The following is an 18,722-nucleotide window of genomic DNA, read 5'->3' as shown; positions in this document are numbered from 1 at the left end:
ACATCGGAAGCGAGTTGGAATGCAGTTACTCAATTATGATGATGAATTTCTACTACTTTTGGATGAGAATGAATCTAAGAATGCATAAAAAACGGAGACAATCAGCTCCGTTTCCCATTTTATTTCTTCTCAATCACTTGAATCCATTTATAATAACCTATTAATATGAGTAATAATATCGGGTCGATGACTGCTGAATACTCAAGCCTCCACCAGCCATATTCAAAGTATCCCCAAGGAGGGGGAATCTGGGCAATACTTTCATAAATCAATATGACTATTACCCATACAGCCAAATATAAGAATTTTTTTATAAAGGAACGTTTAAAAGGAAACCAATTTAAAAATAGAATATTAACAGGAGGGATTAATATAGTATAGGCAGGAAAGGCTTCCCAATCAATTCCTTGCGTTATATACCAGTAGCCGTGGTATTTCAAATCGATAAAAACATCAAAAATTAATTGAAGTGAAATAGTAAAGAACCATATATGGACCATTTGATTCATAGTCAGATTCTTCTTTATAAAAAAAACGAGCATATTGACTGCTATTACAGAAAGGATTAATCCAATCATTTCTGTCCTCCTTGCCTTTTGTCCATATAAAAAAACGCCTTAAATTTCATATGATTAGTATTGCCGATTTAATTACTGGCTTATGCTGACATTTAAGAGACTAAAAAAAACGAAGATGTTTTATATATAACATCTCCATTTTCCTATTTTAAAAATCTATATTAAATTTATAGCCTAAGCCGCGCATTGATACAATGTAAGGATAATCAGAAAAACCAGCTATTTTCTCCCTGAGGTTCTTAATATGTACGTCAACCGTCCTTTCATTTATTATTTTTTCATTTTTCTTATACAATTCATTAATTATTTGTTCCCTTGATAATATTTGATCAGGATGTGTCATAAAAAGATACAGAAGCCGATATTCAAAATGGGTGACATGAATCTCATGATCATGAAATTTAACGATCCCTTTTATTGGTTTAATTGTCAGTCCTTTAAAGCTTAATTTGCTGCATCGATTTACGGTTCTTCTCAAGACGGTTTCTATTCTTATCAATAGCTCTTCAAGGTTAAGCGGTTTTACAATATAATCATCCGCACCCATCTTCAGCCCTTGTATTTTGTCCTGATCGGCACCTTTCGCTGATTGTATAATAATAGGCACATTATTAGAGTTCTGGCTGCGAATCCAAGTACAGAAATCCAAACCATTCATATCAGGGAGATCTGTTTCAAGCAGGACGAAACAAGGGTCATACTTTAAAAATTTCCTTTTGGCTTCTTTTCCATTCACAGCCTCTATTATCTCAAAGCCATTTTTGGACAAATACCAATTAAGTTCCACCCTGTTATCTTCGTTATCATCAATTAGAAGAATCGTCTTCCCTCTCAGCTTCCCATCCTCCATAACAATCACCACATTTCTCTTATACAGTAAAACGATCAGCCAGCATTTATATGAAGCTATTATTCATTAGATTTCTTCTTGCCAGCTAAAGTTTCATAGGCTGCATCATCTGGTGCATCCCCATTAGGCCAGTCGTGAATTTTATTTGGAAAATCTGGGCGCTCCATAGAATTGATATATGCTGCGATATTCATCGCTTGTTCTTCTGTAAGAGAACCTGCTTCATAATCGCCAACTGGCGCCTTTGGCATATATTTTTGAATGTAGCCGGCAGCTGTTCGAACTCTTGCCATCCCGGCACCAATATTGTATGAATTATCTCCCCAAAGTGCAAGTCCTGTTGCTCCGCCAGCACCATCTTCCCCATGACAAGAGATACATGCTTGCTGATAAAGCTCTCTTCCTTCATCTACATTCACTTTTGATAAATCGCCTTCTGCCTTTTTAAGCTTAGCCCACGGCCGATCAGTCGTACCCTCTGGAACATTTGTTGATATATAATTATAATAAGCAACCATTGCCTTCATTTCTTCTCCCTCTTTAGGCAGCGGCTTTCCATTCATACTTCTTATAAAGCATCCGTTTATTCGGTCTTCCAAACTTACTTCTCTTCCCGCACGAGGATTATACTGTGGGTATGTTTTCGAAATTCCAACTAGGTCAAGAGCATCGCCAACTCCCCCATTTGCATGGCAGCTTGCACAGCTTAATTTGTTTCCAACATACCCATCTAGAACATGGCTTGTTTCATTATGATACTTTTCTCCAAGCTTAATTAATTCTCCTTCTTCCCCTTCAGGCAACTCATCCATACTTGGCGGTGCATAAGGGTGATCAGCCGTTTCTTCTACTTTTGGCTCTGAACTTGCTAGTTCTGTTTTGGCTGGCTTATCCTTTACATAAATATAAAGAAACGTGAAGCCAGCTATCATCGTAATAATGATGGCCATTACTGGCAGGATCAATGGATTTTTCACTCTCATATTCGTTCTCCTTTCAACTGCTGTTCATTTGGCATTTACTATGATTGATATCACAAGTAAATTGTCTAAAAGGAGTGTTAAGAGTTGGTTAATTTGTCGTGAGCGTTTAGTGAACTTTGCTATAAAAAGAACAGATTTCATATATTTATCATATTTCTCAGCAGACTATATTTTATGCTTTCTGAGAAAGTATCTACAATATATTAACCTCTATAGAAAAAGTTTCTTTCAATCCTTTTTCCCCTTTAGGAGTAATCTTAATTGCTCTAGATTTTGGTAATCGTTCCACCCATTTTAATTCTAATAACTTTTCTAATATGGCGTTTCCTAGTGCTCCAGCAAGGTGGTGCCGCCTTTCACTCCAATCGAGGCATTTATGTGAAAATGAACGTCGTTTAGTCTTAGTTTTTCCTATATCAATTTGAAAATCAGCAAAGAAGTCTCTGCCCTTTTCCGTAAGGGTAAATTCTTTCGTTTCTTCACAAAGAATGCCCTTTTGAATAAGGGCATCTGTCAATTGCACGCCAAGCCCTCCTGCAAGATGATCATAGCAAGTCCTTGCTATGCGGATAGCCTTATCCTCTGAAGCTTGTTTGAATGATTTAATTTCAATTGGCGGTGCAAGTAATAGCAAGGATTCCATAACCTGAGCAACCTCTTGATCTTGAATGCCATAATAGCGATGTCTTCCTTGCTGTTCTACTGAAACAATATTTGCATTGACCATTTTTGTTAAATGAAAGCTTGCTGTTTGTGGTTTAATTCCAGCCATATAGGCTAATTCATTTACTGGATGGTATCTCCCATCCAGTAGGACAGTCAATATTGCCGCACGTGAAGGTTCACTTACAAGACTAGCAATAATCGCTACATTCGGATTTGCATTCATATAAATTTCTCCTTCTCTTTGTATTCCATATTTCGATGAAGATTAGAATATTATTATTTTACAATAAATAAGAATAGATAAGTAGGAGGAGAATACAGATGAAAAATAGCAATCATGCTCCAAATATAGAAAGAATTAAACCTAATATTCTATACTACGGTACACCTGTTATCTTGCTAAATACACTGAATGAGGATGATTCGGTAAATATTAGCCCTTTATCATCATCATGGGCTTTAGGAGATTGTATTATTTTAGGGATTGGTCTTGGCGGAAAAGCAATTGAAAATTTAGAACGTCATCCTGAATGTGTGATCAACATTCCAAGTCCTTCATTATGGAGAAATGTTGAATCATTAGCACGCTACACCGGAAAGAATTCCGTTCCCGAATTTAAGAAAGAAGTGGGGTTTGAGTATGGGAAAGATAAGTATGCTATTAGCGGATTATCACCAATTGAATCTGAGACTGTGAAGCCTTCTCGAATTAAGGAATGTCCTTTACAAATTGAAGCCGCAGTGAAAAACATTCGGATTCCCGAGCATACCCCTGATTTTGCCATTGTAGAAACAAAAGCATTACAAATTCATGCACATAAAGAAATTATCATTGGAGAAAATCATATAGATCCAAACAAGTGGAGTCCAATTATATATAATTTCCGTCATTATTTTGGTCTAAGCGATCAATTAGGAAAAACATTTAGAGCTGAGATATAAGAGTTGTTTAATTTATAGGTAAAAGTCACCCCTCCTCTAATAAATAAAGGTGGGGTGACTTTTTTCCATAAATGTGTACATTTATAATTTATTAATCTATATTTTAATCCTTTTTATAGTAATCCTGTGAATGATATGCTTTAAATCCACAAGACTCATAAAGTTTTAAGGCGTGTGCATTCTTTGCTTCCACTTCTAGAAAAATTGAAAATCCATTCTTATGTTCGTTTAAAATGACATTTGTTAACGTTTTTCGTCCAATGCCTTTACCTTGAAATTCAGGGAAAATAGCAAATCCGTAAATCCAAGCTTCCCCATCCAGATGAGATATACGCATTTTTCCAGCAGACATTCCATTTGATTCAATAATATAGAATTGATCCTTATTTTCCCGTTTAATCCTTTCATTATAATCTCGTGCATCCTCTTCTTCAAAGTTGAAGCACTGGACATCTAATTGGACCTCTGTTTCAAAATCATCGGGATTTGATAGCCTTAATACCACATCTTCTTTATAAGAGAGCTCCGTTTCTTCCCATTTCATCTGATGCTCTGAAAATGAATAAGAGCACGAAACAGATTGCAGAAACCCTTTTCCGGATTCAGAATTGGATGGAGCATTTAAGAGAATATGCGATATTTCCCGTTCCTTCAACACATTTTCTGCGTTACGATAAAGCTTGGAAAATATGCCTTTTCTCCGATAATCAGGTGCAACCATTCCACAAGCTTCGACTTTATTCCCAAACCCATACAAACCTAGAAATCCAACTAGCTTTCCATCCTCATAATGGAAGAAGTCATTTCCTTCGTTTTCCTCACGTGATTGGAGCATATCCCAATTCAATTTCAGTTCGAAGGGTTCACCCTTCTCACAAACATTCTGCAGTTCCTTAATTTCTGTTAACTGTTTAGCTGTCAGCATTTTTTCCCCCCTAAATTAAGCGATAGTAACTTATTCTTTATTTCTAGCATAAAATCCTTTTTATGAGTTTGTTGATATGGTTTGGGCAATTGCAGAAATAACAGCACCGACAGCCTGAATCCAGCTCCCGCTAAAATCTAAAGCTTCTCCTTCGTTTTGTTCTTCATCTTCTTTAGAAGAATTATTGTGTTGATAATAGGATATTTGATTAGTAGACTTTTGCGTATTATTATCATTTTCATTTTCTTTACTTTTTTTTAATTCATATATGCCTGCAATTGCTTGTAATGAATTTCCTATTACCTGCAGAAGATTTCCAATCACATTTAACGCTTTTTCTAGTGAGGCTTCATCATCTATTGCATCAGCCGCAGCCATTCCTCCGCCTACAGCCTGCAGCCAATTTCCATCGATAATCAATATCTTTTTCGTTTCCTCTTTAAAATCAATCAACATTCCGCCAACTACAGTAGTATTTCCAATTGCCTGTACTTCGTTTCCGAGCTTACTTAAAGAAACTGTCTCTGTTCCATCTGCTACCAAGGCATTTCCGACTCCTTGCAGAACATTTCCCCATAAGCTTAAATTAAATTGATCCTCCTCAGTTAGGATCTGAGACGGTGTACTGCCAAATGCAGCTATAACCGTTCCACCCGCCTGTATCCATGAACCAATAAGTTGCTTTTGCTGATTATTCATTTGCTGCATCCGCCCATTACTATTTCTTTTCATTCAATATATTCAAACGATCGAATACGTGTCAGAAAGTTATTCAAAAGCAAATGCGCAATACGAGCCTTACTAAAAAGTTGCCCTTTTACTTTTCTTGAGCACAGCAAGCATCTCGATAATTTTATTCTTTAAAGGGATATAAAATAAACAGCCAATTACACCTTCTATTTTAAAGGAATCGGCTGTTATATCTGTCTTTTAATTATTGTCAGGTTATTTATGTCCATATAAGAGAGTCGGGCGAAGACTCAAAAATTAAATCCCCTCATTTAAGCTGTTCATTCAACACACTATCTTCTAAAACAGAAAATTTATCTCCATATACTCTCGTTAAATGTGTTTCACCCCATTCACATAGTAAATGTAAGATACCTTCTAAGCTTCGTCCATATTCACTGAGTTCGTATTCTACTTTTGGCGGAACTTGGTTGTACACGATTCGATTGATGACACCATCTTCTTCTAGCTCGCGCAGCTGTTGGGTAAGCATTTTTTGTGTGATAGTTGGCATGAGCCGCTTTAATTCGCTCGTTCGTTTTTTTCCGTGAGTTAGATGGCAGAGAATCACACATTTCCACTTTCCACCGATGACTTCTAATGTTGCTTCAACAGAAATATTGTATTTCTTTTTTTGCATTTCATATCCTCCTCTACAGGTACTAAAAAGTACCTATATTACTTTATGGTTTCTATATAACTTTAAAGTGCGTACTTTTCTTTATGTCCGATATATCTCATAATAACATTTGCTGGCCGATTCATACTATACTTTCTTTCAAAATATATTATTCGCCAAAAAGAAAGTTTCCGTTTGTATAACAGAAAAAAGGAGGAAATAAAATGGCTTTAAGTAAAAAGCAAAGCACGTTCGCGTTGCTTGCTTTAGCAGTTAGTGCTTTTGCAATTGGAACGACTGAATTCATCAGTGTCGGGTTGCTTCCGCTTATTGCAAATGATTTAAGTATTCCGGTTACCACGGCAGGATTAACTGTCTCTTTATATGCTTTAGGGGTAACGTTTGGTGCTCCTATTTTGACATCTTTGACATCGAGAATGTCACGTAAGACATTATTACTTTGGATTATGATTGTCTTTATTATTGGCAATACTCTTGCCGCAATCTCTACAACAATTGGGCTCTTGCTAGTGGCACGTGTGATTTCAGCATTTTCACATGGGGTCTTCATGTCAATAGGATCGACAATAGCTGCCGATTTAGTTCCAGAAAATCGCAGAGCTAGTGCGATATCAATTATGTTTACAGGTCTTACAGTAGCTACGGTAACTGGTGTACCATTTGGAACCTTTATTGGTCAACAGCTAGGGTGGAGAACAGCTTTTATGACCATTGTTATCATTGGTGTCATTGCCTTTATTGCAAATAGCATTCTTGTTCCATCTAATTTACGAAAAGGAGTAAAAACTACCTTTCGTGATCAGCTTAAGCTTGTGAAAAATGGCCGGCTATTGCTTTTATTCATCATTACAGCATTAGGATATGGCGGAACATTTGTCGTGTTTACCTTCTTATCTCCATTGCTTCAAGACATCACGGGGTTTAAAGAAGGAACTGTGGCTGTCATTTTATTAGTTTATGGAATTGCGATTGCGATTGGGAATATGGTTGGAGGGAAGTTATCGAATCAAAATCCAATTGGTGCATTGTTCTATATGTTTATTGTACAGGCAGTTGTCTTATTTATTTTGATGTTTACAGCACCATTTAAAATTGCCGGGTTAATAACGATTCTATTGATGGGTCTATTAGCATTTATGAATGTGCCGGGCTTACAAGTATATGTTGTCATACTGGCTGAGCGCTTTGTTCCTAGTGCGGTTGATGTGGCGTCAGCAATAAATATAGCTGCATTTAATGCCGGGATTGCGATTGGCTCCTATTTAGGCGGTCTCATTACAGACTCGATAGGACTCATCCATACGTCTTGGATTGGAGCGCTTATGGTTTTAGCGGCTGCAGTTTTAACTGGATTTAGCAAAGCTTTGGAACGAAAAGATCAAGCAAGGAAAATATAATAAAATTTTGGAGGGTTTAAAAATGATGGTTAAAAATTTACAAGATACAACAACTTTGCATAATGGTGTGAAAATGCCTTGGTTTGGACTTGGAGTTTTTAAAGTCGAAGAAGGTCCAGAATTAGTGAACGCGGTAAAAACAGCGATTAAACATGGATACCGCAGTGTGGATACAGCAGCGATTTATGAGAATGAAGAAGGGGTTGGCAAAGGGATCCAAGAAGGTCTAAAAGAAGCAGGCATTTCAAGAGAAGAGCTATTTGTCACTTCAAAGGTTTGGAACGCGGATTTAGGATATGAATCAACGATAGCGGCTTTCGAAACAAGCTTAAAGAAACTTGGCTTAGAGTATTTAGATTTATATTTGATTCACTGGCCGGTTGCAGGAAAATACAAGGATGCTTGGAGAGCGCTAGAAACTCTTTATAAAGAAGGCCGAGTAAAAGCAATTGGAGTAAGTAATTTTCAAATTCATCATTTAGAAGACTTAATGAAGGATGCTGAAATCAAGCCGATGATTAATCAAGTAGAATGCCATCCACGATTAACTCAAAAAGAGCTGAAAGCATTTTGTGAAGACAACGGCATTCAGCTGGAAGCATGGTCACCATTAATGCAAGGCCAGTTGCTAGATAACAAAGTTTTACAGGAAATAGCGACCAAGCATAATAAATCTACTGCACAAATTATTTTGCGGTGGGACTTGCAAAACGGGGTTGTTACCATTCCAAAATCAACAAAAGAGTATCGCATTGTTGAAAATGCAAATGTATTTGATTTCGAATTGACGAAAGAGGAAATGAAAACCATTGATGAATTAAATCAAAATCTTCGTGTAGGGCCAGACCCAGATCATTTTGATTTTTAACGTAAAAGAGCTCAAATTCCGAGTTCTCAGAGTGTAGAGAATGGGTATCTTTCTCTACACTTATTTTATAAAAATTGATTTCTAATTATATCTGCTCTTTTAATTGTGTTAAACTGCCTAAATGATAGGTATTTTTTCAAAAACTGAGAACTGGATTATCCTGTTCTCAGTTTTTCTGTCATAAGTTATTTTACAATCTCCAAAGCTTGTCTATAACATTGAACACAGTTTCTGCCATTTCCTTTTGCTGCATAAAGGGCTTCATCGGCTTGCTTCATTAAGGTATGTATAGAGTATTGGCTTTCTCCGGCGTTAATATAAGCATGTGAAACGCCAAAGCTGGACGTTATAACTACTTCTTCGCCATTAATCAGACGATTTACTTTCGATATTTCCTCACGGATGGTCTCTGCAAACTCACATGCCTCAAATAATGGAGTATTTGCCATGCAAATAATAAATTCCTCTCCTCCATAGCGCCCAATAATATCTGTATTCCGTATGCTTTTCTTTGCTGTATCTGCAACATGTATTAAAATATGATCTCCGATAGCATGTCCGAACGTATCATTCACTTTCTTAAAATGATCGATATCAAACATAATAATAGAAACGCTTCCTCCTTTTATCGTAAGAGATTCGAAAACTTCTTCTATTTTTTCCATAAAGAAAGTCCGATTTAATACTTTTGTTAGTCCATCCGTGCTTGCCAGTTTTTTTAGTTCTTCCTGTATATGGACTCTTTCAGTTACATTGGCAAAGGTGACAATCCTTCCTATGTATATATTTTTCTTAGTTTGAACAGGTGAAAACCGTATATTGTAGTATGCATGTTCACCGCCAAGACTTATCTTGTAATCACACTCTTGCTTATTATTTATGATTTCTGCCAGCCTTGGGTTACTGTGAAGCACATCTCTAATCGGCTTTCCAATCGCATGCTTGTTTAGTTTTGGGATTAATTTCAGCATCGTGCCATTATAATCGACAATGACATCTTTTTGATTTAGAACAATAACACCTTCTTGCATACTTTCAAATACTTTTTCCCTAGCAATTGGAGTGACATTAAACATTTGAAAAGATACAAGGGCTATTCCATGAAACATAAAGGAAATGCTCATAGAGACAGGTCCAAGGTCAATGCCACTTGGACTCATCCCGTTAATATAAAAGTAGTTTGCTATTAAAGGGATCATCAGTCCTGCTACCATTAAAAGGATTTGCATCCGAAACCTAAACGATGCCTTCTTCAGCTGCATGAGCAATATGATGATACTCATCATAAAACATAAAAAAAGAAAGATGGAATGGACGTAAAACCAAGGACCACCTTCCAGCTTGATTGTTGGGAATGGAGTTTCACTTCTTAGTTCGATTGATTTGTAATATAAATGATGAAGGCTATTCGTATTATGCATGAAGATGGTTATAATCGGGATAACATAAAGCGAATAGCAGATCCATGGTTTTAATCTTTGTCCAACATAGTCCAAACACATTAATAAAATAAATACTGGAATAAATGGCAATGCGAGATACTCTATTCTTAACCATAAGCTTATTTCTGCAAGCGACGTACCCATCAGCTCAAAGGCATATGCAAAAGTAAAAACTGCTGACATTAATGTGACTAATATATAGTATCTAGCTCCAGGCGCGTCCTTTATTTTCCAAACAGCATACCCACATAAAAAAAGGCTTAATAGGCCTGCACTTACAACGACTAATACATACAATAATAATTCCTGCGCCATTTCTACCTACTCCATATAATAAAAAACTGTTATTTTTTTTATTATATAGCAGTTTATTCCTATATGACTAGTTTTAATATTTGAATTATTTGAAGATAAAAAGCCTGGAGAGATTCCCAGGCTTTCAGTTGTTACTATTCTATTATTTAGGTTCCGTATCCTGCTTTGGATCTGGCTGCTTTCCTTTTTCCTTTAATTGTTTATTTGTATCCATACTCTCCATTATTTTCCCATTTTCCTTCATTTCCGTGAAATTTTGAACCATCGTGCCGTTCATTGGATTTAGTTTATCTTTCATCTCTCTCTTCATTACATACACCCCATGTTCATTTTAGAATTGATGAAAAGATCACTGTACTTTTTCATTGAAAAATTGCACTGAATATAAAGCACCTTCACTAACCATATTGTTATCTTCTATATCTCTCGGATGCGGATGCCCTCCCTTTTCAATCGGAAGATTTTCACTTTTATCGAAAGGAGAAGGTTTTACTTTTCTTTTCCAATCCCTTACTAAATCTTTAGCCATGATTCGGTTTGGTTTAGAAGATAACCAAATAGCTGCTGCCGATGCTCCTACTCCTACGCCTACTACCGTTAATGATTTTACAAGTGAAGCTTGTTTCATAATAAGTCCTCCTCGTCTATTATGTTTAAGCTTTCTTAATGAATCATTCAATCTATTTCTCTACTAGACTTATTCCCCTGTTTCTATCAGATTAAACATTTTTCTTTTTCACTAAGGTGTAGCCTGATTGTCCAGTATCCAGCACTTTCACCCTATTACCCTTGATTATTTTTTGATTATTCCCGCTTAACGTATCCTTGACCTTAAACTAATTGATAAAACAATTTTAACTAAGAAATAAAAATTCTAAAATTATTGAATATTTTGTTCGATGATTATAGAATGAATTTATACTAAATAAATGAGGTGCTAACATGGATATTTTAAATCTTACGGGAAGAAAGAAAGAGACTTACCAAATTCAGCTGGAATACTCCCTTTTGTGGGAATGCGCATTAGGGATTGCAGCCATCACTAATACCCCGCTTATTAAAACATTAGAAAAACAGCAAGATTATTGGACTGATATCAAGAGTTCCTTATCGAAAGATCTATTGCAGCATTTAGACTTTGTCGAAAAGAACAATACTTGGAAAGCCTTGCTCCAGCTGCTGCATATGAAACCATTCACTCATCTATCAGAATTTACATCGTATATTCAAGATCTCCCAAGCATAGATTTAAAATTTTACTGTTTGCCATTTATAGGATCTAATTATCAAGAAATCAGACACAATGCTGCTTACGGAGCAAAAACCGCGATGGCAGAAATGCAGCGCCTAACAAGCGATCATCCCTTTTTACCTCACTATATAGCATTTATTTGTCAGGTAGATGAAAGTCTCCTAAAGGAACATCTTATCCATGTTATGACAGGCTGGTACGAAACAGTTATAAACAATAGCTCTGAAAAGCTTTCGGCTATTCTACAGACGGATTATGAAGCGAAGAAACGAATGAAAGAAAAAATGAAATCTGAAGAATTCGTAGAATGGGCAACTGGCGGGGTTACTTATTTACCAGAACCAAGCATACATACAGTCATTTTAATTCCACAGTATATTTACCGCCCATGGAATATTGAAGCAGATATAGAAGGAGCAAAGGTTTTCTATTACCCTATAGCCAATGAAAGTATCTCTCCTAATGATAAATACACACCTAACCAATTTTTCGTCCTTAAACATAAGGCGTTAGGAGATGAGGTTCGGCTGCGAATTGTCAAAATGCTGACTGAGCATGACCATACATTACAGGAGCTTGCCTCACAATTAAATATCGGGAAATCTACGATTCACCATCACCTAAAGATACTGAAGGCAGCAAAACTAGTAGAAATAACCCAGTCAAAATATTCACTGAAGAGAAGTGCACTCGCAGGATTAGCGAAAGAATTAGATATGTATCTAAATCAATGAAGAAGCGATAGGTGGAAAAAATGAAAAATAGTGTATTAAAAAATCGGTCGTTTCTATTTATATGGATGGGAAATGCAATCTCTGAATTAGGCGGGGCTTTTGGGACCTTTTGCAACTCCATTCTTATTTATCAGCTAACTGGCTCCACAATGGCACTTGGAAGTATGTGGCTATTATATTTTCTCCCCTCCTTAGTACTTCAATTATTCATTGGTCCCTTTATCGATCGATGGAATCGAAAGTGGATTATGATTCTTTCTCAATGGGTTAGAGGGGGAATATTTCTTATCCCGCTTGTTTCATTACTGATGGGGACTCTTGCACCCTGGCATATTTTCACAGTCCAAATCTTCGTAGGCTTAATCACACCAGTATATACACCAGCCAATCAGGCAATCATCCCTTCTATTGTGCCAAAAGAACAGCTAAATACAGCTAATGCCTATTTAGATGGAACGGTAAGACTTATGACTTTTATGGCTCCATTTTTAGGCGGAGCAGTGGTGGAATACTTCGGTGTAAAACCAACATTGTTTATTGTCAGCGTGTTCCTTCTAGCAAGCGGAACATTATTGTTATTTTTAAAAGAAGAAAGAACCTCTCAAAGCGTGCGGAAAACTTGGCTTCAGCAATTTTCTGAAGGAATATCCTGCTTTTTTAAGCAGCCTATCATTGTCTGGCTAGGAATCTTTCTTGCATTTGTTCAATTTGGAGTAGGCGTTACCATGGTTATCACTCTGCCCTATATTACTACTGAGTTATCAGGTACCTATGCTGAATACGGTTATTTTATGGCAAGCTTTCCTCTCGGTTATGTAATTGGATCTATGTTAATCGGGAAAATCAAATACAAAAGCAGGCGCGTGATCATGCTTGGATCACTGCTTATTGGAGGATTGACTTATATATTCCTTGCCATCAATCATAGTATGTATGCCGCATATATGACTGAGGCTGTAGCAGGCTTTGCCATGGCATTTTTCGGAGTACATAATATAACCATCTTTCAACAAATAATACCAAACCATTTAATGGGAAAGGTCATTTCTGTAAGGCTTTTTATTATCAGGGCTGCAATGCCTTTAGGTGTTGCTGCAGGCAGTGTATTAAGTGAGCTATGGGGGATACGCCCTTTATATCTATTAATCGGTGCTGTTATTTGCTGCGTATCTTTATTAGGTATTTTTCTCCCTTATTTTAAGTTTATTGATAATCCGATTGGAAAAGAGATGACTTCCTGACAATTTATAAAATAAGCTGCCATGGTGGGCAGCTTATTTAATTTAACCTTAATCAATCAATGCTTCATTCATACGCACTAGCAGCTCACCAAATACTTTTTTCTCTTCATATGACCAATCTTCTAACATGGTATGGTAGCGCTCAATCCTCATTTTTTTGTCGGTTATTAATTTTTCCCTTCCTAGTTCTGTTAGTTTGAACAAACTTACCCTGCCATCCGTAGGATCAGAAAAACGTAAAATATATCCTTTTGCTTCTATGGCGGAAGCTTGTCTAGAAAGTGTAGATATATCTAAGTTAAAGGTTTCAGCCAATTCTTTTAAGCGAGATGGGCCAAACTCATCTAGATGTCTTAATAATAAATAGACAGCCCTCTCCAAATGCCCAATTTTTTTATCGGAAATATCTAAATAAACCGCTCGCCGGATTAATGTTGTAAGTTCATATTCTATGCGTTCAACTGCTTTTTGATTTTCTTTTGGCAATAGTCTCCCCTCCATATATATTCTATACATTTTAATTGATCATTGACAAATCGTCATATACTTGTATAATACAAACATATAATTGTATCGTACAAGTATATGGATTTAAAGTAAAGATTTTATTTATTTTCATCACGATTTCACATAAAAAGGAGGCAGATGTTCTTTATTTATAGAACATCATGAGTATGAAGGGACTACAAATCATTTACCAAATTGCTATTTTATATGCTTTCACATGGATTGGAAATGGAATTCATCACATTTTCCCTATCCCAATCCCAGGAAGTATTATTGGTCTAATCCTATTACTAATTTGTTTATCAATCAAAATTATTCCATTAAAGATCATTGAGAATGGAGCAAATTTTTTATTAGCCTATCTGCCATTATTATTTATTCCTGCCATGATCGGCATTATGAATTACCCATCACTATTCTCTATCAGCGGAGCAATCTTATGTTTAATCGGCATTGTTAGCACCATTTTGACCATGCTGGTGTCAGGAACAGTCAGCCAATTTTTAGAAAAGAAGACAATAAAACGAAAGGAAAATGAAAAATGCAGCAGTCACTTATCGCAATCCTTATAATTCTTGGAACTGTTGTTGTTTACTTAGCTATGGCGAAGATCTATACACGTTTTCCTAATCCGATATTGATTCCCGTTCTTACTGCAACAGCTCTCATCATTGTGCTTTTAATACTTTCAGATATTTCGTATGATGAGTATATGATTGGGGGTAAGTGGATTAATTCTTTATTAGGGCCAGCAGTTGTTGCATTGGCCTATCCGCTTTATAAAAACCGCCACATTTTAATAAGGTACATTTATCCAATTATCATTGGTGTTCTAATTGGATTGTTTTCCGGTATGATCAGCGGAATCTTAATTGCAAAGGTTTTTGGAATAAACCGCGACTTAATACTTTCCATTATTCCAAAGTCAATCACTACACCTGTAGCCATTCAGATTGCTACAGATTTGGGTGTTGATCCTTCTATGACAATGGTATTTGTCATGATTGCTGGTTTTTCTGGTGTTATTCTAGGACCATTATTTTTAAAATGGAGCGGTATTAATAGCCCTATTGGCAAAGGGGTTGCATTTGGAAGTGCTTCTCATGCACTTGGTACCTCGAAGGCATTTGAGTACGGGGAACTGACAGCTTCTATTAGCTCTGTTTCTATGACCCTATGTGCTGTTCTTGGATCTATTTTCGGACCAATTATCGCATGGGCGTTTCATATTTAAAATCTCTGAAAAAAGGAGCATATCGAATGATTCAATTACCAAAGGAATTTGTACAGACAATAAAGTCTGTCCATAAGGAGAAAGGTGAACAATGGCTGAATCATTTTAATATGCTTATTGAGGAATGCGAGGCGCGATGGGACATCCAAATCATGCTTCCATTCCCGTTGTCTTATAATTTCGTTGCTCCTGCTGTTCAAAGAGATGGAACAGAAGTTGTTGTTAAGCTTGTCGTTCCTGGTGAGGAATTTCATGCGGAGGTTCATACGATTCAGCAGTTTAACGGTCGTGCAATGGTTGAGATTATTGATGTGGATCTAAAAAAAGGGATCCTCATTCTCGAACGATTAACTCCTGGGAATATGTTGGAAACCGTTGAAGACGATGAGGCAGCTACACGTATTGCTTCAAGAGTCATGAAGAAATTGTGGGTTCCTGCATCAGATACCCTGCAAATTCCTACTAGTGAAGATAGGGAAAAAGCTTTATTAAAAATATTGATAGAAAATCCTGATGGAATCGGTCCAATTACAAAAAAGATGCTTCAGGGAGCAGCTGAAACATTTACAGCACTGAATAAATCAATAGAAAAGCCATACTTGCTTCATGGGGATCTTCATCATTACAATATATTGAATAATGGCAGTGATTCATGGACAGCTATTGACCCTAAAGGATTAATTAGTGATAGAGAATATGAGGTCATTCAATTTTTATTAAATCGGCTGCCTGCAGAAAATTTTTCAGCTGTGATTGACAAGCGTATAGCCCTTTTATCGGAGGAATTAGATCTCGATACACATAGAATTTATTCATGGGGCTTTGCCCATTCAGTTTTAGCCACATGCTGGTCTATTGAAGACCATGAGAATTATGATGAAGCTTTTTATCAATCAATACAATACTTTTGGGACCATTGCCGACCTATTTAACGGGTTGGGTAAAATGGTCTTTTTTAATGACTTCGATTAATAAGCTTTCCTTCCTCTGGAATCCTCCCTTCAGCAATCCACTCTTCAATAATTTGATTGAAAAATGCTGGATTTGCGATAGGCAGTCCATGTCCTATATTTGGGATCATCATGCCTATACTATTTGGATTGCCATTCACAATATCAATTGCTGATTTTTTCATTATTCCTTTCTCTTTTTCACCTACAGTAACCAATATCCGCCCCGTTGCTTTATGAAAATGATCTGGTATCTCAAATGACATATTTTCCTCTAGTATTCGAATCAGTGTATCAGATTTCATCTGACGTGTTTCTTTATAATAGTTTTCAAAGTTATCCTTCCCAATATAAAGTGCCCTCGCCTGAATTCTTGAAAATGACTGATTTCTTATAAGGGGAAATGTCAGTTTAATAGAGGGGCTAATCCACTTTTTTGCCCATAACATGGGGCGTACTAGAGCACTATTAATCATTGCATAATCAATTAACTCTGGTTTCATGCTTAACATTTGGATGGTTACCTGAGCGCCTAATGAAAATCCAATTACAATCACTTGCTTTCCATTTGCTTTTTCTTGAACTAATTCAATTAGTTTTTCAGCAGAGGTTTTTATCGAAAAGTTCGTTCCATCATTGCTCATCCCCTGCTCAGCCAGATCTGGAACAATGCAATGATAATGCATAAAGGATTGAATCTGCTTATCCCACATCCACCCGCTCACTCCGCCGCCATGCAAAAAAAGCATTAATGCGGCTTTCTTATCTCCGTGTTCTTTATAATGCATTTTTATCCCTCTTTTTCTGTGTAAAAAAGTATCTTGTCGGTCTGATTAATTGAACAAGCCTTTATGTACGAAGTAATAACGAGGGCAGAGAAATTAAGCAGACCAACATTTACATACTTGGTTAGTGAGCGGATGCTCATGAATGTTTTGTGTAGAATGAGTACGTTGCACAATTCCAGTGTTTTGCACTTATTTTTCTATTGCCTTTCCAGCCCATTTTCTTTAGTTCTACTGCTATTAATCTATTAAAAAAACCATGTCCTACTAGAACGACTGAATGATGCTCTTCCGCATGCTTTACTAATTGAATTGCTGCCCGTTCAGCTCTCTGCCTAGCATTCGCTAAAGACTCACACTGTCTTGCATAACCACTATACCATAAGCACCTTAAGAAAATTGCCCAGCAATTTGGACTTAATCTTATCCTCCATGTTCCTGATAGTACAGGTAGCTCTGCTTCGCGAAACAACGAATCAGAAATGACTCTTTTCTGTTGATGTAATAGACTTGCAGACTCAATCGACCTTTTTAAATCACTCGTAACTAGCAGACTTGCAGCTTCTGCCTTTCCAAGCGTTGCCTCTGGGTAGCTATCCTCTTCAAAAACCCCACTTTCATCATACTTTTTGACCCAGTTCTGAAATTCTTGACTGCTCAATCGATTATTTTCTATCTGCTTTGATTTTCCATGCCTAATTAAAGAAATTTCCATACATTTGCTCCTGATATTTTTTATTAGGGGATTATTTACTAATTCTACTATACCTTAAATCAACCTTCTTATTATGCTAATCAATGTTTTCATAAAGTTTGAATGCTGTTTTTTGGCAAATAAATATATATACCTTACATGAATGAGCTTTCCTTTTTTCAACAAAACCCACTAGCAATTTTCACGTATTAGTTTCTAAGAGATAGCAAAAAGGATAGCTAACATGGTCAGCTATCCTTTTTATTATAAGGTTTAATTATTTTTTTACGCGCCTTAGAGGATTCGAACCTCTGACCGTACGCTTAGAAGGCGTATGCTCTATCCAGCTGAGCTAAAGGCGCATTGTATTATATATGTATGGCGGAGAAGGAGGGATTTGAACCCTCGCGCCGGTTACCCGACCTACACCCTTAGCAGGGGCGCCTCTTCAGCCTCTTGAGTACTTCCCCAATAATAAAAATGGCTCCGCAGGTAGGACTCGAACCTACGACCGATCGGTTAACAGCCGATTGCTCTACCACTGAGCTACTGCGGAGTAATACTATTCTTGTTTCTTAAATCAATAAAGTGGGCCTAAATGGACTCGAACCATCGACCTCACGCTTATCAGGCGTGCGCTCTAACCAGCTGAGCTATAGGCCCATTCTATCATAAATAATGGAGCGGGTGAAGGGAATCGAACCCTCGACAACAGCTTGGAAGGCTGTGGTTTTACCACTAAACTACACCCGCATATGAGAATTGGAGGCAGCAACCGGATTTGAACCGGTGATAAAGGTTTTGCAGACCTCTGCCTTACCACTTGGCTATGCCGCCTTAAAGAAAATGGCTGGGCTAGCTGGATTCGAACCAACGCATGTCGCAGTCAAAGTGCGATGCCTTACCGCTTGGCTATAGCCCATTGAAGTTTCATCATGAATTACATCTTTGAATAAACCACATGATTAATCACCGCAGGAACATTTAATT

General features: G+C 36.9%; 21 protein-coding genes and 7 tRNA genes. 8 read left to right on the top strand and 20 right to left on the bottom strand.

Annotated elements, in window-relative coordinates; translation table 11 throughout:
• Positions 1-119 precede the first annotated feature (119 nt).
• The 4 genes from C1726_RS07560 to C1726_RS07545 form a co-directional block, all read right to left on the bottom strand.
• A complete protein-coding gene (locus C1726_RS07560) occupies positions 120-578 on the bottom strand; it encodes a hypothetical protein (RefSeq protein ID WP_102272605.1) in 459 nt (152 codons plus the stop codon).
• 148 nt (positions 579-726) lie between these two features.
• Entirely contained in the window at positions 727-1,428 is a 702-nt protein-coding gene (locus C1726_RS07555) for a response regulator transcription factor (protein WP_102272604.1), read from the bottom strand.
• Positions 1,429-1,487: 59 nt separating this feature from the next.
• Complete coding sequence (locus C1726_RS07550) at positions 1,488-2,411, bottom strand: c-type cytochrome (RefSeq protein ID WP_102272603.1); 924 nt, start codon at positions 2,409-2,411, stop codon at positions 1,488-1,490.
• 193 nt (positions 2,412-2,604) lie between these two features.
• Positions 2,605-3,300: an ArsR/SmtB family transcription factor gene (locus C1726_RS07545; protein WP_102272602.1), complete on the bottom strand. Its 696-nt coding sequence runs from the start codon at positions 3,298-3,300 to the stop codon at positions 2,605-2,607.
• Between the two features lie 98 nt (positions 3,301-3,398).
• Between C1726_RS07545 and C1726_RS07540 the strand changes: the two genes are divergently transcribed.
• Positions 3,399-4,019, top strand: coding sequence for a flavin reductase family protein (locus C1726_RS07540; RefSeq protein WP_102272601.1), 621 nt, complete (start codon positions 3,399-3,401; stop codon positions 4,017-4,019).
• Positions 4,020-4,122: 103 nt separating this feature from the next.
• On the opposite strand, the gene C1726_RS07535 is transcribed toward C1726_RS07540, so the two are convergent.
• The 3 genes from C1726_RS07535 to C1726_RS07525 form a co-directional block, all read right to left on the bottom strand.
• On the bottom strand, positions 4,123-4,944 hold the full coding sequence (locus C1726_RS07535) for a GNAT family N-acetyltransferase (protein ID WP_102272600.1): 822 nt from the start codon (positions 4,942-4,944) through the stop codon (positions 4,123-4,125).
• A 60-nt stretch (positions 4,945-5,004) separates the two neighbouring features.
• Positions 5,005-5,643 (bottom strand): DUF6944 family repetitive protein, encoded by a 639-nt coding sequence (locus C1726_RS07530; protein WP_102272599.1) that lies wholly within the window; start codon positions 5,641-5,643, stop codon positions 5,005-5,007.
• A gap of 298 nt (positions 5,644-5,941) precedes the next feature.
• Complete coding sequence (locus C1726_RS07525) at positions 5,942-6,313, bottom strand: winged helix-turn-helix transcriptional regulator (protein ID WP_102272598.1); 372 nt, start codon at positions 6,311-6,313, stop codon at positions 5,942-5,944.
• A gap of 203 nt (positions 6,314-6,516) precedes the next feature.
• On the opposite strand from C1726_RS07525, the gene C1726_RS07520 reads away from it, so the two are divergent.
• Together C1726_RS07520 and C1726_RS07515 are read left to right on the top strand one after the other, a co-directional pair.
• Complete coding sequence (locus C1726_RS07520) at positions 6,517-7,710, top strand: MFS transporter (RefSeq protein WP_102272597.1); 1,194 nt, start codon at positions 6,517-6,519, stop codon at positions 7,708-7,710.
• Positions 7,711-7,735: 25 nt separating this feature from the next.
• Positions 7,736-8,578 carry an aldo/keto reductase gene (locus tag C1726_RS07515; protein ID WP_102273234.1) on the top strand — a complete coding sequence of 281 codons (843 nt, stop codon included), beginning with the start codon at positions 7,736-7,738 and terminating at the stop codon, positions 8,576-8,578.
• Between the two features lie 185 nt (positions 8,579-8,763).
• Here the strand turns inward: C1726_RS07515 and C1726_RS07510 are convergent, their stop codons facing one another.
• The 3 genes from C1726_RS07510 to C1726_RS07505 form a co-directional block, all read right to left on the bottom strand.
• The gene (locus C1726_RS07510; RefSeq protein ID WP_102272596.1) at positions 8,764-10,335 is read right to left on the bottom strand and encodes a histidine kinase N-terminal 7TM domain-containing diguanylate cyclase; all 1,572 of its coding nucleotides are present in this window, start codon (positions 10,333-10,335) and stop codon (positions 8,764-8,766) included.
• A 142-nt stretch (positions 10,336-10,477) separates the two neighbouring features.
• Positions 10,478-10,645, bottom strand: coding sequence for a hypothetical protein (locus tag C1726_RS26130; RefSeq protein ID WP_180968135.1), 168 nt, complete (start codon positions 10,643-10,645; stop codon positions 10,478-10,480).
• A 39-nt stretch (positions 10,646-10,684) separates the two neighbouring features.
• On the bottom strand, positions 10,685-10,963 hold the full coding sequence (locus C1726_RS07505) for a hypothetical protein (RefSeq protein WP_102272595.1): 279 nt from the start codon (positions 10,961-10,963) through the stop codon (positions 10,685-10,687).
• 314 nt (positions 10,964-11,277) lie between these two features.
• On the opposite strand from C1726_RS07505, the gene C1726_RS07500 reads away from it, so the two are divergent.
• Entirely contained in the window at positions 11,278-12,321 is a 1,044-nt protein-coding gene (locus tag C1726_RS07500) for an ArsR/SmtB family transcription factor (protein WP_102272594.1), read from the top strand.
• Between the two features lie 20 nt (positions 12,322-12,341).
• Complete coding sequence (locus C1726_RS07495; RefSeq protein ID WP_102272593.1) at positions 12,342-13,562, top strand: MFS transporter; 1,221 nt, start codon at positions 12,342-12,344, stop codon at positions 13,560-13,562.
• A 48-nt stretch (positions 13,563-13,610) separates the two neighbouring features.
• On the opposite strand, the gene C1726_RS07490 is transcribed toward C1726_RS07495, so the two are convergent.
• On the bottom strand, positions 13,611-14,063 hold the full coding sequence (locus C1726_RS07490) for a MarR family winged helix-turn-helix transcriptional regulator (RefSeq protein ID WP_102273233.1): 453 nt from the start codon (positions 14,061-14,063) through the stop codon (positions 13,611-13,613).
• A gap of 173 nt (positions 14,064-14,236) precedes the next feature.
• On the opposite strand from C1726_RS07490, the gene C1726_RS07485 reads away from it, so the two are divergent.
• The 3 genes from C1726_RS07485 to C1726_RS07475 are packed head-to-tail and all read left to right on the top strand — an operon-like array spanning position 14,237 to position 16,235.
• Positions 14,237-14,641, top strand: a complete 405-nt coding sequence (locus tag C1726_RS07485; RefSeq protein WP_102272592.1) for a CidA/LrgA family protein — start codon at positions 14,237-14,239, stop codon at positions 14,639-14,641.
• The gene (locus C1726_RS07480) at positions 14,611-15,303 is read left to right on the top strand and encodes an LrgB family protein (protein ID WP_102272591.1); all 693 of its coding nucleotides are present in this window, start codon (positions 14,611-14,613) and stop codon (positions 15,301-15,303) included. Before C1726_RS07485 ends, C1726_RS07480 begins: the two co-directional genes overlap by 31 nt.
• Before the next feature lie 26 nt (positions 15,304-15,329).
• The gene (locus C1726_RS07475) at positions 15,330-16,235 is read left to right on the top strand and encodes an aminoglycoside phosphotransferase family protein (protein ID WP_180968134.1); all 906 of its coding nucleotides are present in this window, start codon (positions 15,330-15,332) and stop codon (positions 16,233-16,235) included.
• A gap of 23 nt (positions 16,236-16,258) precedes the next feature.
• Here the strand turns inward: C1726_RS07475 and C1726_RS07470 are convergent, their stop codons facing one another.
• The 9 genes from C1726_RS07470 to C1726_RS07430 all read right to left on the bottom strand — a co-directional run bounded on the left by C1726_RS07470 (position 16,259) and on the right by C1726_RS07430 (position 18,654).
• The gene (locus C1726_RS07470) at positions 16,259-17,047 is read right to left on the bottom strand and encodes an alpha/beta fold hydrolase (RefSeq protein WP_102272589.1); all 789 of its coding nucleotides are present in this window, start codon (positions 17,045-17,047) and stop codon (positions 16,259-16,261) included.
• A gap of 130 nt (positions 17,048-17,177) precedes the next feature.
• The gene (locus tag C1726_RS07465; RefSeq protein ID WP_102272588.1) at positions 17,178-17,753 is read right to left on the bottom strand and encodes a histidine phosphatase family protein; all 576 of its coding nucleotides are present in this window, start codon (positions 17,751-17,753) and stop codon (positions 17,178-17,180) included.
• A gap of 267 nt (positions 17,754-18,020) precedes the next feature.
• Positions 18,021-18,094: transfer RNA gene (locus C1726_RS07460), tRNA-Arg, on the bottom strand.
• Between the two features lie 17 nt (positions 18,095-18,111).
• Positions 18,112-18,202 (bottom strand) — tRNA-Ser (locus C1726_RS07455).
• An 11-nt stretch (positions 18,203-18,213) separates the two neighbouring features.
• Positions 18,214-18,288 (bottom strand) — tRNA-Asn (locus C1726_RS07450).
• 33 nt (positions 18,289-18,321) lie between these two features.
• Positions 18,322-18,395 (bottom strand) — tRNA-Ile (locus C1726_RS07445).
• A gap of 16 nt (positions 18,396-18,411) precedes the next feature.
• Positions 18,412-18,485, bottom strand: a tRNA-Gly gene (locus tag C1726_RS07440).
• A 10-nt stretch (positions 18,486-18,495) separates the two neighbouring features.
• Positions 18,496-18,569 (bottom strand) — tRNA-Cys (locus C1726_RS07435).
• Positions 18,570-18,579: 10 nt separating this feature from the next.
• Positions 18,580-18,654 (bottom strand) — tRNA-Gln (locus C1726_RS07430).
• Between the last annotated feature and the right edge of the window lie 68 nt (positions 18,655-18,722).

Source organism: Cytobacillus massiliigabonensis (genome assembly GCF_900199725.1).
Taxonomy (GTDB): Bacteria; Bacillota; Bacilli; order Bacillales; family Cytobacillaceae; genus Cytobacillus; species Cytobacillus massiliigabonensis.
Note: the sequence above shows the minus strand (reverse complement) of the source record. Positions and strands in the feature narration are given on the sequence as shown.

Coding starts and splice junctions, on each gene's coding strand:
- C1726_RS07540 (WP_102272601.1), top strand. CDS start 3,399: ATGAAAAATAGCAATCATGCTCCAAATATAGAAAGAATTAAACCTAAT.
- C1726_RS07520 (WP_102272597.1), top strand. CDS start 6,517: ATGGCTTTAAGTAAAAAGCAAAGCACGTTCGCGTTGCTTGCTTTAGCA.
- C1726_RS07475 (WP_180968134.1), top strand. CDS start 15,330: ATGATTCAATTACCAAAGGAATTTGTACAGACAATAAAGTCTGTCCAT.
- C1726_RS07510 (WP_102272596.1), bottom strand. CDS start 10,335: ATGGCGCAGGAATTATTATTGTATGTATTAGTCGTTGTAAGTGCAGGC.
- C1726_RS07515 (WP_102273234.1), top strand. CDS start 7,736: ATGGTTAAAAATTTACAAGATACAACAACTTTGCATAATGGTGTGAAA.
- C1726_RS26130 (WP_180968135.1), bottom strand. CDS start 10,645: ATGAAGAGAGAGATGAAAGATAAACTAAATCCAATGAACGGCACGATG.
- C1726_RS07555 (WP_102272604.1), bottom strand. CDS start 1,428: ATGGAGGATGGGAAGCTGAGAGGGAAGACGATTCTTCTAATTGATGAT.
- C1726_RS07485 (WP_102272592.1), top strand. CDS start 14,237: ATGAAGGGACTACAAATCATTTACCAAATTGCTATTTTATATGCTTTC.
- C1726_RS07480 (WP_102272591.1), top strand. CDS start 14,611: ATGCAGCAGTCACTTATCGCAATCCTTATAATTCTTGGAACTGTTGTT.
- C1726_RS07525 (WP_102272598.1), bottom strand. CDS start 6,313: ATGCAAAAAAAGAAATACAATATTTCTGTTGAAGCAACATTAGAAGTC.
- C1726_RS07465 (WP_102272588.1), bottom strand. CDS start 17,753: ATGGAAATTTCTTTAATTAGGCATGGAAAATCAAAGCAGATAGAAAAT.
- C1726_RS07505 (WP_102272595.1), bottom strand. CDS start 10,963: ATGAAACAAGCTTCACTTGTAAAATCATTAACGGTAGTAGGCGTAGGA.
- C1726_RS07530 (WP_102272599.1), bottom strand. CDS start 5,643: ATGAATAATCAGCAAAAGCAACTTATTGGTTCATGGATACAGGCGGGT.
- C1726_RS07495 (WP_102272593.1), top strand. CDS start 12,342: ATGAAAAATAGTGTATTAAAAAATCGGTCGTTTCTATTTATATGGATG.
- C1726_RS07500 (WP_102272594.1), top strand. CDS start 11,278: ATGGATATTTTAAATCTTACGGGAAGAAAGAAAGAGACTTACCAAATT.
- C1726_RS07545 (WP_102272602.1), bottom strand. CDS start 3,300: ATGAATGCAAATCCGAATGTAGCGATTATTGCTAGTCTTGTAAGTGAA.
- C1726_RS07550 (WP_102272603.1), bottom strand. CDS start 2,411: ATGAGAGTGAAAAATCCATTGATCCTGCCAGTAATGGCCATCATTATT.
- C1726_RS07535 (WP_102272600.1), bottom strand. CDS start 4,944: ATGCTGACAGCTAAACAGTTAACAGAAATTAAGGAACTGCAGAATGTT.
- C1726_RS07560 (WP_102272605.1), bottom strand. CDS start 578: ATGATTGGATTAATCCTTTCTGTAATAGCAGTCAATATGCTCGTTTTT.
- C1726_RS07490 (WP_102273233.1), bottom strand. CDS start 14,063: ATGGAGGGGAGACTATTGCCAAAAGAAAATCAAAAAGCAGTTGAACGC.